Consider the following 15,137-nt stretch of genomic DNA (forward strand, 5'->3'; position numbering starts at 1 on the left):
CCCGACCGCTGGACTCGGGATTGGGCCAGGCTGTTGAGGCGACCCATCCGTTCAACCCGTCGATCCGGCTGACACGTGGACTTCCCAGATTTTCGGCCTCGGCCCGTGCCCGAAGTACATGTCCAGCGCCGGATCCCCGTCCCCGCTGCGAGCTTGGGTTGTCAACGCCGGTCGAATTTTGACCCCTTTTCGTCGGTCGAAAATTGACCCCCTTGGTGGTCATGGTTCTTCGGTTGTGGCGGCTGGGACTCGGCCCAGGTCGCGGTCTTTGAGTCGGTAGGAGTCGCCTTTGAGGGCGATGACGTCGGCGTGGTGGACGAGCCGGTCGATCATGGCGGCGGCGACGGTGTCGTCGCCGAAGACCTCGCCCCAGCGGCCGAAGGGTTTGTTGCTGGTGACGATCAGGCTGGCGCGTTCGTAGCGGCTCGAGACAAGTTGGAAGAACAGGTTGGCGGCTTCGGGTTCGAAGGGTATGTAGCCGACTTCGTCGATGATCAGTAGCGGGTAGCGGCCCAGCCGTGCGAGCTCTTGTTGGAGACGTCCCGCTTGGTGGGCTTCGGCGAGTCGGTCGACCCATTGGCTGGCGGTGGCGAACAGGACGCGGTGGCCGGCTTGGCAGGCGCGGATGCCCAGGCCGATCCCGAGGTGGGTTTTGCCGGTGCCGGGTGGTCCGAGGAAGACCACGTTCTCGCGTGCGGTGATGAAGTCCAGGGTGCCGAGGTGGGCAATGAGGTCGCGTTTCAGGCCGCGGGCGTAGTCGAAGTCGAACTCCTCCAGGCTTTTGCGGGCCGGGAACCGGGCGGCCCGGATCCGTCCTTCACCGCCGTGGGCTTCGCGGGCTGCGACTTCGCGTTGGAGGCAGGCGACCAGGAACTCTTCGTGGGTCCAGGATTCGGCCCTGGCCCGTTCGGCCAGCCTGGGGACTGCCTCGCGCAGGGTGGGTGCCTTCAATGCTCGGGTCAAGAAGCCGACCTCGCTGGCCAGGTCCCGGCGTGTCGACGCGGAAGAGCTGATCTTGTTTTCGGCCGAGCCGGGTTTAGTGTTGCGGCTGGTCATGATGCCTTCCCTCCGTCAACCAGCCCGGTGCCCGGGTTGGCGTCTAGGTCGACTCCCAAGGCGGTGTCGTAGTCGGTCAACCGACGCTGCTCGACCGCGACCTGTCCTCCATCGTGGGCGGGGTCGTGGACGGGTCGCAGGAGGCGGTCACGGTCGCGTCGGAGCCGGTTCGCCGCGTCGAGGTGATCTTGATCGGTGATGGTTTGATGCCAGCCCCACACACGTTCGTGGTCGGCAACAATCCTTCCCTCACACAGAACCCGGACGCGTTCGAGGTCGGCGATGACCTCGATCCGCCGCCCGACCACGGCCGGGTGGACGGAGTAGTCATTGGAATCCAGCCGAACATAGTGATCACGCGGCAGTCGGGTTGATGCCCGCCAGCCGGTCGCCGGCGGGACGGGCGGCAAGGCCAGCATCGCCTGCCGGTCCGCGCCGATCCGGTCGGTTGGCGCGCAACCCAACGCCCGCCGCGGACGGGCGTTCACCGTTTGCAGCCAGGCCTGCAGCTGAGCGTTGAAATCGGCCGGACCGGCGAACTCCCGCCCTGGCAGGAACGATCGTTCCAGGTAGTCGTGGGCGCGTTCGATGACGCCCTTGTGTTCCGGCTCGGCCTTCTTCAAGATCACCACCTTGGTGCCCAGGACACCGCGGAACGCCTGACAGTCGGCGGTCAACTCCGATCGGCCATAGCGGTGCCGGCCGACCGCTCCCTCACCATCCCAAACCAACGTCCGCGGCACCGCGCCCAACGCTTCGATAAGTTGCCACCAGCCGGCGAACAGGTCCTCCGCGGCGCGGGTCGGGACCAGCACCGCCGACAGCCAACGGGAATAGCCGGTCACCATCGTCAACACCGGCAACTGCGTCGGCCGCCGGACCTGGCCGAACCCCACCGGCAGATTGATCGGCGGGAACCAGAAATCACACTGCGCGATATCCCCGGCCTGATAGCTCGTCCGCGACGCCGGATCCGGCGGCAGATACGCCGGCCGCAACTCCCGCACCCTCTCCTTGAACACCGTGATCCCACGCGTCCAACCAACCCGTTCGGCGATCACCGTGGCCGGCATCGTCGGCACCACCTTCAACTGTTCCCGGATCGCGTCCTCAAACTCATCCACCGCCGACCCCGCCGGCCGACGCCGGTACTTCGGCGGCGCCTCGGAGGCGATCGCAGCACGCACCGTGTTCCGCGAGACACCCAACGTCCTAGCGATCAGCTTGATCGGCAACCCCTCGGCTCGACACAGCCTGCGGATCTCAGCCCAGTCCTCCACTGACAACAACTCCCTTCTCCTCCCGGCTCGAGTTGAGCCGAGAATCAAACGAAGGTGATCAGTTTTCGGGCGACGACACGGGGTCAGTATTCAGCCGACGCCGACATGGGTCAGGCGTCGTCAACGGACTGTCATCCCGGCGATGACGGTCCGTTGACCCGGGCACGTTGGTCACTATCAATGGGGATCACTGCCGGCCCGCAGCTGGGGCCTCGGATTGAGTCCCGCGGCGTGGTGGGTTTTCGAGTGATTCTCGATGCCTAGTTGCCGGTCTCTATCGCGGCAACGGGTTCAGTATCGCGCTGTGGTTGGAGTTTGGCCATGCTGGTTTCGGACAGGTAGCGGCGTTCGGCGACTTGCCACTCGTCGTGGAGGTCGTTGACGACAGCGCCGACCAGACGGATCACGCTGGCGTCGTTGGGAAAGATGCCGACGACGCGGGCGCGGCGTTTGATCTCGCGGTTGATTCGTTCGATCGGGTTGGTCGATCGGGTTGGTCGATCGGGTTGGTAACCGGTATGAAGGTTTCGATGCCGCCGGTTCCGCTGGCCTGTCACCTCTGGCGGGGGTGGAGTTGGTCGGATTACGGTGCGATCGTCCGGGACAGGGGCATCGGGAGTAAACGGGGTGGGCAGGCCGGTCTTGTTCGATGGGCTGAGAGCCCGCGTTAGTAGTTTGCCGCCCCTGCGACCTGCCCGGCTGCGCCGTGCGCGCGAATCCGTAGTTGTCGTGTCGCCCACCCGCTCCCGATCAAGAACGTGTTCTGTTTGGGAAGGGAGACGGTGATGAGGATGAGTAGGCGGTGCATCGGGCTGGATGTGCACCGCGACTTCGCCCAAGTGGCGATCTGGCGCAACGGTGTGGTCACCCAGGAGGGCAGGTTCGCCACCACCCCCGAAGAGGTCCGCAGGTTCGCCGACGGTCTGGCGGCGACCGACGAGGTGGCCTTGGAAGCGACCGGGAACACCTGGGCGATCGCCTCGCTGCTGACCAGCCGGGCTGGCCGGGTGGTGGTCTCCAACCCGGCGAAGACTCGGGCGATCGCGGAGGCGAAGATCAAGACCGACAAGGTCGACGCGGCGATCTTGGCGGAGTTGCTGGCGGCGGACTATCTGCCGGCGGTATGGATGCCCGACGCCCAGACCGCGGCCCTGCGTCGGCAGGTGCAGCGGCGTGGGCACATTGTCCGGCAGCGGACCCGGTTGAAGAACCAGGTGCAGGCCATCTTGCACCGCAACCTGGTGGTCCGCTGCCCGGCAGCCGACCTGTTCGGGATCAAGGGCCGAGCTTGGCTGGCCGGGCAGGACCTGCCACCAGACGAGGCAGCCGCCGCGACTGCGCTGCTGCGACAGTTGGACTTCCACGCCGACGAGCTCGCCTTGATCGATCGGGAACTCGCGCTGGTGGCGTTGGGCCGTGACGACGTCCGACGGTTGATGACGATTCCCGGCGTGGATGCGACGGTGGCGTTGTCGATCGTGGCCGCGGTCGGTGACTTCACCCGGTTCCGCACGCCGGAGAAGCTGGTCTCCTACCTCGGGCTGAACCCACGAGTTCGGCAGTCGGGCAACCAGCCCGCCACCCACGGCCGGATCACCAAATCCGGTCCGGGTTATGCCCGGGGGATGCTGGTCGAAGCGGCATTCTCCGCATCCAAGGCACCCGGGCCGTTGCGCGGCTTCTATGAGCGGATCCGGGCCCGCCGCGGCATCCAGGTCGCCATCGTGGCCACCGCCCGCAAACTGGCCGTGTTGTGCTGGCACCTGACCATCAAGGGTGAGGACTACGCCTTCGCGATGCCCTCCCTGGTCGCCCACAAGCAGCGCAAGCTCCAACTCCGGGCCGGCCTGCCATCGGCACGGGGACGCAAAGGTGCCTCCGCGGCCTACTCGCTGAAGGAAGTCCGAGCCGCCGAACGCCAGCTCGCCGAACGCAGCGAACAGGCCTACCGAACCATGATCACCAACTGGCGACCCAAACCCGCCACGCCGAAAACCCCAACCGCACGCAGTGGACGTGGCCGCCAGCATCGGGACACGGCTCTAACGCCCTCAGGCTAAGCAGCGCGGCCAAGGATCCCAGTCCCAAACCCTGCTCTGTGCTTCGCGGTCGACCACGCCCACCATCTCCTGACGCTACCGCGGTCCTCACCGCGGTCAAGGTCGTTCGTCCAGCCGGGCGCTCCACCTTGACCGCGGCTCCAGGCCGCGGGATCAGGCAGCGACCGGCGGGCTGTCGACACCGGCGCAGAATCAATCCCAAACGGGCGGGACCGATTCCGGGTGGCGGCATTGACACTTTCATCCGTCGACCAGATCTTGGGCCAATGACTCCGCGGGAACGCGGTGAACGCCAGCACTTCGGCTTTCGCCTCGTCCATCAACGGTCCGATCTTGGAGAAGCTTTGGGCGAGTTGCTCACGGACCTGGTCCCAGACAGCTGCCGCTGCTTTCGCGTCGGGTTGAGCGAACGCGGTCCGAAACACCGAGGCGACCATGTCCTTGTGCGATTTCGGCACCAACGCCAGCAGGTTGCGGGCGAAGTGGACCCGGCAGCGTTGGTGGGCGACACCTTGGAACTGCCGGCCCAGCGCGGCGACCAGGCCGGCGTGTTGGTCGGAGATGATCAGCCGGACGCCGGACAGGCCGCGTTCGCGCAGCGTGCGCAGGAAGCCGCGCCAGAACACCTCGTCCTCGCTGTCACCGACGTCCAGACCGAGGATCTCCCGGCCGCCGGTCGCGGTCACGCCAGTCGCCACCACGACCGCCATCGACGTGACCTGCCCGGTCCGGCGGACGTGGAGGTAGGTGGCGTCGAGGAACACATACGGGAACGTCGTGTGGTGCAGGGTCCGGGACCGGAACGCCTGCACTTGCTCGTCCAGGCCGGCACAGATCCGGGAGACTTCGGATTTGGAGATGCCGGTGCCGATGCCAAGGGCGGCGACCAGATCGTCGACCGCGCGGGTGGAGACACCCTTGACCCAGGCTTCCATCACCACCGCATACAAGGCCTGATCGATTCGGCGCCGGCGTTCCAAGATCACCGGGAAGAATGATCGCTGCCGCAGCTTCGGGATCCGCAACTCCACATCACCGGCCTGGGTCGACAGCAGCCGCGGACGCGACCCGTTCCGCTGGTTTGTGCGCGTATCGGTGCGTTCATAGCGGCCAGCACCGACCTGCTCGGCGACTTCGGTCTCGATCAACTCCTGCATCACCGTCCGGACCGATTCGCGGATCAGATCCACGCCTTCACCAGCACGGAATGCTTCAAGCAGCTCAGATACGACAGACTGGGACAACGCCATCGGTGGGACCTCCTGTTAGTACTTGGCGGTACACACCGAGAATCCCGCCGATGGCCCCATCAACAGAGGCGACTCACCGAACCCCGAAACCCCACCACTCCCGGGGACTCACACCGATCGTCGCATTGCTCTCACTCACATGGCAATTGTCGCTCCCGGCGAGATGTCGCGACTTCTCCAGGAGTTGGACGATCTACCTGGCGCGGCACTGCCAGACGTTGCGGCTGCAGGAGCGACCGGGGCACGGGCGACGTAACCCGCTGTGCCCGGTTGCGCGCTTGATGACTATGTGACCGCGATGAAGTCGGCGGAGTTGCGATGAGTACGTCGGACGTTGGCACTGCCGGCCCTGTGCTTGGAGGCACTGCGGAAGCAGAAGGCGCGTCAAGCCGAGGACCGGCTCGCGGCAGGTTCCGATTGGCAGGAGACCGGATTCGTGTTCACGACGTTACGTGGGACTGGGATGGATGCGGCGTGTCAACGCCGGTCGAATTTTGACCCCTTTTCGTCGGTCGAAAATTGACCCCCTTGGTGGTCATGGTTCTTCGGTTGTGGCGGCTGGGACTCGGCCCAGGTCGCGGTCTTTGAGTCGGTAGGAGTCGCCTTTGAGGGCGATGACGTCGGCGTGGTGGACGAGCCGGTCGATCATGGCGGCGGCGACGGTGTCGTCGCCGAAGACCTCGCCCCAGCGGCCGAAGGGTTTGTTGCTGGTGACGATCAGGCTGGCGCGTTCGTAGCGGCTCGAGACAAGTTGGAAGAACAGGTTGGCGGCTTCGGGTTCGAAGGGTATGTAGCCGACTTCGTCGATGATCAGTAGCGGGTAGCGGCCCAGCCGTGCGAGCTCTTGTTGGAGACGTCCCGCTTGGTGGGCTTCGGCGAGTCGGTCGACCCATTGGCTGGCGGTGGCGAACAGGACGCGGTGGCCGGCTTGGCAGGCGCGGATGCCCAGGCCGATCCCGAGGTGGGTTTTGCCGGTGCCGGGTGGTCCGAGGAAGACCACGTTCTCGCGTGCGGTGATGAAGTCCAGGGTGCCGAGGTGGGCAATGAGGTCGCGTTTCAGGCCGCGGGCGTAGTCGAAGTCGAACTCCTCCAGGCTTTTGCGGGCCGGGAACCGGGCGGCCCGGATCCGTCCTTCACCGCCGTGGGCTTCGCGGGCTGCGACTTCGCGTTGGAGGCAGGCGACCAGGAACTCTTCGTGGGTCCAGGATTCGGCCCTGGCCCGTTCGGCCAGCCTGGGGACTGCCTCGCGCAGGGTGGGTGCCTTCAATGCTCGGGTCAAGAAGCCGACCTCGCTGGCCAGGTCCCGGCGTGTCGACGCGGAAGAGCTGATCTTGTTTTCGGCCGAGCCGGGTTTAGTGTTGCGGCTGGTCATGATGCCTTCCCTCCGTCAACCAGCCCGGTGCCCGGGTTGGCGTCTAGGTCGACTCCCAAGGCGGTGTCGTAGTCGGTCAACCGACGCTGCTCGACCGCGACCTGTCCTCCATCGTGGGCGGGGTCGTGGACGGGTCGCAGGAGGCGGTCACGGTCGCGTCGGAGCCGGTTCGCCGCGTCGAGGTGATCTTGATCGGTGATGGTTTGATGCCAGCCCCACACACGTTCGTGGTCGGCAACAATCCTTCCCTCACACAGAACCCGGACGCGTTCGAGGTCGGCGATGACCTCGATCCGCCGCCCGACCACGGCCGGGTGGACGGAGTAGTCATTGGAATCCAGCCGAACATAGTGATCACGCGGCAGTCGGGTTGATGCCCGCCAGCCGGTCGCCGGCGGGACGGGCGGCAAGGCCAGCATCGCCTGCCGGTCCGCGCCGATCCGGTCGGTTGGCGCGCAACCCAACGCCCGCCGCGGACGGGCGTTCACCGTTTGCAGCCAGGCCTGCAGCTGAGCGTTGAAATCGGCCGGACCGGCGAACTCCCGCCCTGGCAGGAACGATCGTTCCAGGTAGTCGTGGGCGCGTTCGATGACGCCCTTGTGTTCCGGCTCGGCCTTCTTCAAGATCACCACCTTGGTGCCCAGGACACCGCGGAACGCCTGACAGTCGGCGGTCAACTCCGATCGGCCATAGCGGTGCCGGCCGACCGCTCCCTCACCATCCCAAACCAACGTCCGCGGCACCGCGCCCAACGCTTCGATAAGTTGCCACCAGCCGGCGAACAGGTCCTCCGCGGCGCGGGTCGGGACCAGCACCGCCGACAGCCAACGGGAATAGCCGGTCACCATCGTCAACACCGGCAACTGCGTCGGCCGCCGGACCTGGCCGAACCCCACCGGCAGATTGATCGGCGGGAACCAGAAATCACACTGCGCGATATCCCCGGCCTGATAGCTCGTCCGCGACGCCGGATCCGGCGGCAGATACGCCGGCCGCAACTCCCGCACCCTCTCCTTGAACACCGTGATCCCACGCGTCCAACCAACCCGTTCGGCGATCACCGTGGCCGGCATCGTCGGCACCACCTTCAACTGTTCCCGGATCGCGTCCTCAAACTCATCCACCGCCGACCCCGCCGGCCGACGCCGGTACTTCGGCGGCGCCTCGGAGGCGATCGCAGCACGCACCGTGTTCCGCGAGACACCCAACGTCCTAGCGATCAGCTTGATCGGCAACCCCTCGGCTCGACACAGCCTGCGGATCTCAGCCCAGTCCTCCACTGACAACAACTCCCTTCTCCTCCCGGCTCGAGTTGAGCCGAGAATCAAACGAAGGTGATCAGTTTTCGGGCGACGACACGGGGTCAGTATTCAGCCGACGCCGACACGGCGAACGTCCGGCGCGATTTCCGGCGGGCGTTGGCGTTGGTTCCCCGTATTGATCCGGAGCTGTGGACGCCGCGGGAGCTTCGTCACTCGTTCGTGTCGGTGCTGTCGGATGCCGGCATGCGGGTCGAGGAAATTTCGCAGCTGGTCGGCCACAGTGGGACCACTGTCTGTCACCGAGCTGGTCAACCGCCATCAGCTGCGGCCGGTGGTTCAGACCGGGGCGACGTTGATGGATGAACTGTTCGGCCGACCTGGGCAAGAGGCATAGCCGTGTACCGGTTAGATACTCAGTTAGATACTCAGCGCCAACAGGGCCGCGGTGCCAGCGGCCGGATTGGGTGTTTCCCCTGTCAGATGGGTGGGCCTAACTGGACTTGAACCAGTGACCTTTGCCTTATCAGGGCTTCCAGGCACGCGTGGTCTGCGCGGATTTGCGCTCAAAACCGTCCGTGAACGTCCACCGGGATACGCCGGATATCGCCACTGTTGTCACCCAATTTGTCTCCCACCCAGCCAGCACTTGAGACCAGCATCGAATGCACTCGGCGCGACTTCGAGATTCGCTACCAGAAGTGACCCGAGTCATCGAGCAACGGGGTCTGTAGCTGATTCCATTCGGGCCGATAGACGTCCAGACCGGAGCTGACCCCGTCCGCACGCCGCCAACTCTCCTCCTCGATACTGAACGACACGTCGCCACCGAAGAGAACTGTGATTCGAAGCACCATCTGGAGCTCGCCTTCGAGGATGACTCTGCCGAGCTCCTCCCTGCTCCTCGTCACCCACGCATCGTCACGGACATCCCAGGGTGCAAAAGTGCCCGACAGCGCGATGCTGAAGTCCAGATCGTACTCGGCGACGTAGAGACCGTCGGGACCAGCCACAGTCGAAATTCTCGTGAGTGTTCCACCCCACTCCACCTCGTCCATTGACACGTCCAGCGGCGACTTAGCGAATCCGAGGTCCACGACCTCGGGCCCCAAATCAGACTGCACATCCGACGCGACCAGGTAGTCGTAGAGTTCCTGATCCTGGGCGTCAACGACGGCCTGCACCAAATCGTCAGACCCGTCGGGCAGCGCCGCCAAAAGCCACGGACCAAATTCAGGAACCAACTCAACGCTGCCACTCGCATCCGCGATCTCTGCAGACAGCGCCTGCGACAACGAACCGTCCCGGCCAGCGAAGGCGCGCTTGTCGGATGACACGAGAACCACGTCACGTCCCTTGCGCGCCAGACGCGCAACATCGGACCAGACAAGCGCGTCGCGGTAACCGCCCACCGTGGGCGTCGAACGGCGGGGTCCGGTTGACAGCTCGTCCCACCAAATCGGCGTGGGTTACCTCGGGCCACGGTAGGACGCTGAACCCCAGCCGGTAGTCGAGTCTCTCCGCAAGGTACTCGCGGTAGCCGTCGGGCGACAACGGCTCGATGACATGTAGGCCTAGCTGTACTCGGCCGGGACGTTGATGACACTCCGCGTCGGTTGTTGACCTGAGGAGGACCTCCGGGTGCGGTGGAGATAGCCGTCTTCACCGTTCCAGGAGGTCCTCGTGTCCCACCGTAACGCGCGTTTGAATGTTCGTGGCCGCAAGCTGTTGGTCGAACGTGTCTGTGACCAGGGCTGGAAGGTCGCCCATGCCGCGAAGGCTCAAGGGGTGTCCCGTCAATGTGCCAGTCGCTGGGTTGGACGGTATCGAGCTGAGGGCGAGGCCGGTCTGGAAGACCGGTCCTCACGTCCGCATCACTGCCCGAACCGGACTCCGGTAGCGGTGGAGAACAAGATCATCGAGCTGCGCCGGAGCCAACGGCGGGGCCAGGACTGGATTGGTCCCGAGCTCGGTGTCCCGGCCCGCACCGTGTGCCGGGTCCTGCGCCGTCGCCAGATTCCTTACCTGGCCGACTGTGATCCGTTGACCGGTGAGGTGATCAGAGCCTCCAAGACCACCACAACCCGCTATGAGCGCGATCGTCCGGGCGAGCTGGTGCACATGGATGTCAAGAAAATAGGCAAAATCCCCGATGGTGGCGGCTGGAAGGCCCACGGCCGGCAGATGGGCTCAACCGCCGCAGCGAAGAAGGCCCGGATCGGCTACGACTACGTCCACTCGCTTGTCGATGACCACTCCCGGCTGGCCTACTCCGAGATCCTGGACGACGAGAAAGGACCTACCTGCGCCAGCTTCCTGGCGCGCGCCGCGCAATACTTCGCCGATCACGGCATCGACCGGATCGAACGCGTGATCACCGACAATCACTGGTCCTATCGCCGATCAGCCGACCTCGCTGCTGTGATCACGACGATCGGCGCCAAACACAAGTTCATCAAGCCGCACTGCCCGTGGCAGAACGGCAAAGTCGAACGCTTCAACCGCACCCTGGCCATCGAGTGGGCCTACCACCAAGTCTTCACCAGCAACGCCGAACGCGCAGCGGCCCTTGCGCCCTGGCTCAACCTCTACAACACTCGACGCCGACACACCGCACTCGGCGGGCTCCCACCGATCAGCCGGCTGTAACCAATCTCGTGGCCGGGTACACCTAGCCGCCGCCGTTCCTTGTCGGACAGCGTCGTCGCGGAGAGGGCACGCGTCAGTGCCCGCTGATAGTTCGCGACACTCTCCTCAAAGACGACCGCCGGCACGAACGCCTGCATCCAGTGCGTGCTGCCAAGGTGCTCGATCAACTGATAGCGCAGACTCACGCACGTCAGGTCCCGAGCGAGCTCGTTGGCGTCGAGCACCAGGATCTTCACGCAACCGTTCCTTACGTTTGAGGTTCTCGCTCAAGTCGGGCGGCACATCTCAGTGCTGCTGATCGACGACCACGTCGTCCGGGTTCGCCGAGTTGATGACGGTCCACTGGATGAGGTTGCTCCTGGGCACCGCCTTCGCGGGCACGGCGATCGAGATGAGGCCGACGAGCTCGTTCCGCTCAACAGGTTTCGTCGCGTCGTCCGGCTCGCGGTCGGGAACGACGGAGACGAGGACGACGCCACGTGTTGCCGACTCGCCGAGAGGCGCGACCGGCTCCCCGAGCGCGATGGGTCGGGCGGCGGCACGGTGCTTTCGGTCCGATCCGACGAAGTCGATACGACGGGCACGACGCTTGCGCTTCACGATTGAAACATCGCCGCCGAGTTCCGGGATGTCGAACGATCGCCCACCCGTGTTCGGCCACGTCCACACGACTGCCCACTCGGTGATTTTCTTGTCGTCGGTTGCCTTCGTGATGAAGCCGCGGAAGGCCTTGATGTTCGCTTCGTACTCTGGGTGCCAGGCCAGTTGATCGAACAGCTGGTTGAACTCCGCCGCCTCGATCAGCCCGACACGAGCACGTTGCTGGAGCCCCGACTTGCCGTCGAGCTCGTACGGAAGCATGACCTCGCTCGTTGCGTACTCAAGCAGCGGCACGACGACGTTGTCGAAGTTATTGCGGTTCTCCTCGCTTCCGCGTTCGGGAAGGCCGTAGAGATCTTGGATGTCGGTCGGGGCCTTATTGGCGATGACCGCGTTCCACATCTTGTTACGCGCGGTCGGCTTCAGCCAAGGAAGGTGCTGGCTCACAAGCGGTGGAATTTGGCGCGGTTCCAGCACGGGCATGCCGTGCTCGTCGAAGCCCGCGTACTGGCTGAGCTCGGCTCGGAACGCCTCCTCATCCATGAGCAGCGCCTCGAACGCCTCATAGAGATCGACTTGCGAGTCACGACGGATGTACAAGCGGACCAGGTCCTGGTAGCCGGGCCTGAACCCGAACCAGCGGCCAGCTTGCATAAGCGTGTCGGCTTGGCCAGCCTTCCTGCGGAAGTAGGAGATGGTGAGGCCCTCGACGGTGAACCCTCGGCTGAGCTGGGTGCCTCCGACGAGGATTCGCCAGACCTTGTCGGCTTCAAAGTCGAGCTTCTTCTGCTGTGTCTGAATCTCCTTGTCCGAGTTCACGATGAGCACGGGGTCGCCATCGATGGTGATCTCTGCAAGGGCCGCTCCGATATAGGGCTTCAGCTCCTCGAACGACGTCGGGATCGGCGCGCCCTCGGCACGAGCGACCATCACCGGCATGAAGTCTTTGTTGTAGAGCTTCTCGAGTCGGGCGAATCCCCCAGATGAGTTGAACTTCGCTCGGCTCCAAAGCGAGCGGACGTCTGCGGCCGTGTCGGCGTGCTCGTCCCTCTTGACCGACTCGTGAACGAGCATGGTGTGGTGCCTGTAGCGGAGGTCGGAGTTGGCCTCGCGGTACTTCTTGATCGCACCTGATAGCACCCAGGCGTCGAGTGCCTCTTGAAGTTCTTCGATCCGTCCTACGGGGTCTGTGCCCACGTCGCCGACGAGTGGCCGGATGTGGGCGAGTTCGTTGGAGTTGGCGACCGTCTTCTTCTCGTCGTCCCAGCGCTTGCCGACATCGTGGAACTCCTGGACGCCCATGTAACCGGGCGGGCGGTGGAGGGAGAGGACGAAGTCGGCCGGGAAGAGGTCGCGTTCGTCGTCTGGGTCGACGAACACGTTCGCGAATGGTGTTGCGGTGTATCCGACGTATTGTGCTCGGGGACAGAGCTGGAGTATCTCCGTGATGAGCTGGTTGATCGTTGTCCGCTTGCGGTTCTCGGCGGAGCCCTTCTTCCACTTGGCCGGGTTGGTGGTGTCCACCGAGGCCTGGTCCGATTCGTCGTCGATGATCAGGACCGGCAGCTCGGCGAGGTCGTTCTTGAGCGGCTTCAGGTCTTGGATCAGCTTCTTCAGCGGTGCGGAGTTCTTCTTGATGACCGCCACGTAGGCACCCGAGTGGAAGAGGTTTTCTTCGTCGTTGAGCGGCTTTTGCTTGTTCTTGCGGGCGAACTTGAGCTTGGTCATCGCCTGGGGCAAGCGCTTGTAGTCGCTGCGGTGGCTCGTCACGCGAGCGATCTCGACCACTCCCGGCAGGTTAAGCGCCTCGCCGTGCTTGACGAAGCGCTCGGCCTTCCACTCCTCGTCCTGCTGGTAGTCGAGCTCCTTTGCCACGGCAGGGTCGTTTGGGTCCTGCCCAGCCAGAATGTTCTCGACACCCATGAGCTCCATGTCCATGCGGCGCTGAGTCTGAGCGCGAAGGATCTCGATGGTGCCGGTGAGAACGATGATCAGCCGGTAGCCCGCGTCGATTCCCTTGGCGACCACCCCCGTGAAGTTCGCGGTCTTCCCGCTCTGGACATAGCCGACGACCAACCCCTTGGTCTGCTTCGCCTCCGGTCGCGTCGGCCGGCTGAGCCGTTCCATGACTTCGGTCGTAGTTTCGTCCAGCGACGAGATCGACGATGCTGGCCACTTCTTGACTTCGCGGAGGTACGCCTCGTAGTCGTCCCAATAGACGCTGGTCCGAAGCTTTCGTTCGACCGCGTACCAAGGCTCAAAGATCTTCGAAATCGTTGTCGACGGCTTCTCGAAGACTTCGATCCGGTGCGTGAACGCCTGCGCGACCTCCATTGACAGCCCGAGTCGGGCATAGATCGCGGCTCGGCGTTCTTGACTGTGGGCCCATGTCGTCGCGTCGTCGTGACCAAAGAACTCGTCCTGGCTGTCCCACTTGGCCAAGGCGATACGGGCCTGGGTCAGGGCTGGCTCGTTCTCGTCTGCCTGCTGAACGAATGCGACAAGTTCCGCATCTCCGACAGCCGTCCCTGCCAACGCGGTCAACAGTGGGCCAAGTGGCGGCGTGGGTTGCTGATTCTTCAACGCGACGAAGGCGTTGGTCAGAGCGTCGGCCCATGCCGGGCGTTGATCGGTCACGTTAAGTCAGCTCTCCTTCGACTCCACGAATCCGCCGATGGGGTCGGGAAGTGCGTCATAGTGCAGGTCTGTTAGGTCCACTCTGTACGAGACCTCCGACACAAGCGCGAAGTTGGGTACGACAGGGCCGACCAGATCCGGCCTCATCGCGGGAAAGTCGCCCTTGACGTCGTAGGCACGAGGCTGGGAACGAAGCGCCCAGTAAGTCGAGTACAGGTCGGCGTCGTCGTCCTGCCACCCGAAGCTCGCGAGCCTGGCGTCGACGGCTACCTGGTGGCCACCAGCGATCTTCCGGACCTGGGCAACGACCTGCGGAAGGGTTCGTCCGCCCTTCGGGGCAGTCCGAGTGAGCTGGATAGACAGCACGCTCAGCGGAACACTGCGAAGTGGGACCAACTGGTCGAGCCCGTGGATGACGTGACGGCGACGCTCACTGCTTGTCGTCTTCACCTCGAGGTGAACCGAGTCGAAGGTGAAGTCGTGTTCCTCCGACAGTGGTCCCTGCCATGAGGACGCCGCCGGACCCGCTCCGATCTGATGGATGAGGTACTCCAGGAAGAGCAGCTCTCCAAGCAGGCCCACCTCCTTCTCGGTGGTCATTGCTCCACGGCTCGCGAACACATTCCTATGGCGGGCGACGCCAGCGGCGACCGCGGCGGCGAGCGGCATCTTCTCGATCTGGAGTTCGTCGGCAATGGTCGCTAGGAGCCCATACGCCCCGTGAACGCTCCCCTCGACTCGGACCGTGAGTTCGGCGTACTCGTCGTCGCCCGCAGAGACTGCGGTGAAGCCGACGTTCTTGAGCTTGGCGACGTCGGGCTCAGGGGTGTCGTACGGAGTCACCAAAGTAATGAGACCGTTCTTGGGGTCGAGCCGGAGTCGGCATGCCGGCTCCCCCTTGATCGGCAACGCCATGGGCGCACCGGTGCTCCACAGCTCGTCCAGAGTGGTGAAGGTCAGGTGCCGCGCGTCGT

General features: G+C 64.5%; 11 protein-coding genes and 1 pseudogene. 2 read left to right on the top strand and 10 right to left on the bottom strand.

From position 1 onward, the window contains the following. Positions 1 to 219: 219 nt before the first annotated feature. The 3 genes and pseudogenes from istB (GJV80_RS18375) to GJV80_RS18385 all read right to left on the bottom strand — a co-directional run. Complete coding sequence (istB, locus tag GJV80_RS18375) at positions 220 to 1,056, bottom strand: IS21-like element helper ATPase IstB (protein ID WP_230207834.1); 837 nt, start codon at positions 1,054 to 1,056, stop codon at positions 220 to 222. Beyond that, complete coding sequence (gene istA, locus GJV80_RS18380) at positions 1,053 to 2,345, bottom strand: IS21 family transposase (RefSeq protein ID WP_154689137.1); 1,293 nt, start codon at positions 2,343 to 2,345, stop codon at positions 1,053 to 1,055. The genes istB (GJV80_RS18375) and istA (GJV80_RS18380) overlap by 4 nt, the downstream gene beginning before the upstream one ends. Before the next feature lie 251 nt (positions 2,346 to 2,596). Next, positions 2,597 to 2,824, bottom strand: a pseudogene (locus GJV80_RS18385) (transposase); the annotation flags it as partial. A 297-nt stretch (positions 2,825 to 3,121) separates the two neighbouring features. Between GJV80_RS18385 and GJV80_RS18390 the strand changes: the two are divergent. Further along, the gene (locus tag GJV80_RS18390; RefSeq protein WP_230207835.1) at positions 3,122 to 4,396 is read left to right on the top strand and encodes an IS110 family transposase; all 1,275 of its coding nucleotides are present in this window, start codon (positions 3,122 to 3,124) and stop codon (positions 4,394 to 4,396) included. On the opposite strand, the gene GJV80_RS18395 is transcribed toward GJV80_RS18390, so the two are convergent. From GJV80_RS18395 to GJV80_RS18415, 4 genes are all read right to left on the bottom strand, one after another. Continuing rightward, positions 4,393 to 5,646 (bottom strand): IS256 family transposase, encoded by a 1,254-nt coding sequence (locus tag GJV80_RS18395; RefSeq protein WP_370518775.1) that lies wholly within the window; start codon positions 5,644 to 5,646, stop codon positions 4,393 to 4,395. The genes GJV80_RS18390 and GJV80_RS18395 overlap by 4 nt on opposite strands. A gap of 535 nt (positions 5,647 to 6,181) precedes the next feature. Next, a complete protein-coding gene (gene istB, locus GJV80_RS18400; protein ID WP_230207834.1) occupies positions 6,182 to 7,018 on the bottom strand; it encodes an IS21-like element helper ATPase IstB in 837 nt (278 codons plus the stop codon). Further along, positions 7,015 to 8,307, bottom strand: coding sequence for an IS21 family transposase (gene istA / locus GJV80_RS18405; protein WP_154689137.1), 1,293 nt, complete (start codon positions 8,305 to 8,307; stop codon positions 7,015 to 7,017). Before istA (GJV80_RS18405) ends, istB (GJV80_RS18400) begins: the two co-directional genes overlap by 4 nt. Before the next feature lie 662 nt (positions 8,308 to 8,969). Further along, positions 8,970 to 9,689 (bottom strand): hypothetical protein, encoded by a 720-nt coding sequence (locus GJV80_RS18415; protein WP_154689138.1) that lies wholly within the window; start codon positions 9,687 to 9,689, stop codon positions 8,970 to 8,972. 271 nt (positions 9,690 to 9,960) lie between these two features. Between GJV80_RS18415 and GJV80_RS18420 the strand changes: the two genes are divergently transcribed. After that, on the top strand, positions 9,961 to 10,926 hold the full coding sequence (locus GJV80_RS18420; RefSeq protein ID WP_154689139.1) for an IS481 family transposase: 966 nt from the start codon (positions 9,961 to 9,963) through the stop codon (positions 10,924 to 10,926). On the opposite strand, the gene GJV80_RS18425 is transcribed toward GJV80_RS18420, so the two are convergent. Genes GJV80_RS18425 through GJV80_RS18435 form a run of 3 tightly spaced genes read right to left on the bottom strand, consistent with a single transcriptional unit; the run spans position 10,866 to position 15,078 of the window. Further along, positions 10,866 to 11,162 carry a hypothetical protein gene (locus tag GJV80_RS18425; protein ID WP_154689140.1) on the bottom strand — a complete coding sequence of 99 codons (297 nt, stop codon included), beginning with the start codon at positions 11,160 to 11,162 and terminating at the stop codon, positions 10,866 to 10,868. The two genes, GJV80_RS18420 and GJV80_RS18425, sit on opposite strands and share 61 nt — an antisense overlap. A gap of 49 nt (positions 11,163 to 11,211) precedes the next feature. Next, complete coding sequence (locus tag GJV80_RS18430) at positions 11,212 to 14,163, bottom strand: Z1 domain-containing protein (RefSeq protein WP_154689141.1); 2,952 nt, start codon at positions 14,161 to 14,163, stop codon at positions 11,212 to 11,214. 6 nt (positions 14,164 to 14,169) lie between these two features. Continuing rightward, positions 14,170 to 15,078 carry a PD-(D/E)XK motif protein gene (locus GJV80_RS18435; protein ID WP_154689142.1) on the bottom strand — a complete coding sequence of 303 codons (909 nt, stop codon included), beginning with the start codon at positions 15,076 to 15,078 and terminating at the stop codon, positions 14,170 to 14,172. Positions 15,079 to 15,137: the final 59 nt, after the last annotated feature.

It is taken from the genome of Microlunatus sp. Gsoil 973 (genome assembly GCF_009707365.1).
GTDB lineage: Bacteria > Actinomycetota > Actinomycetes > Propionibacteriales > Propionibacteriaceae > Microlunatus.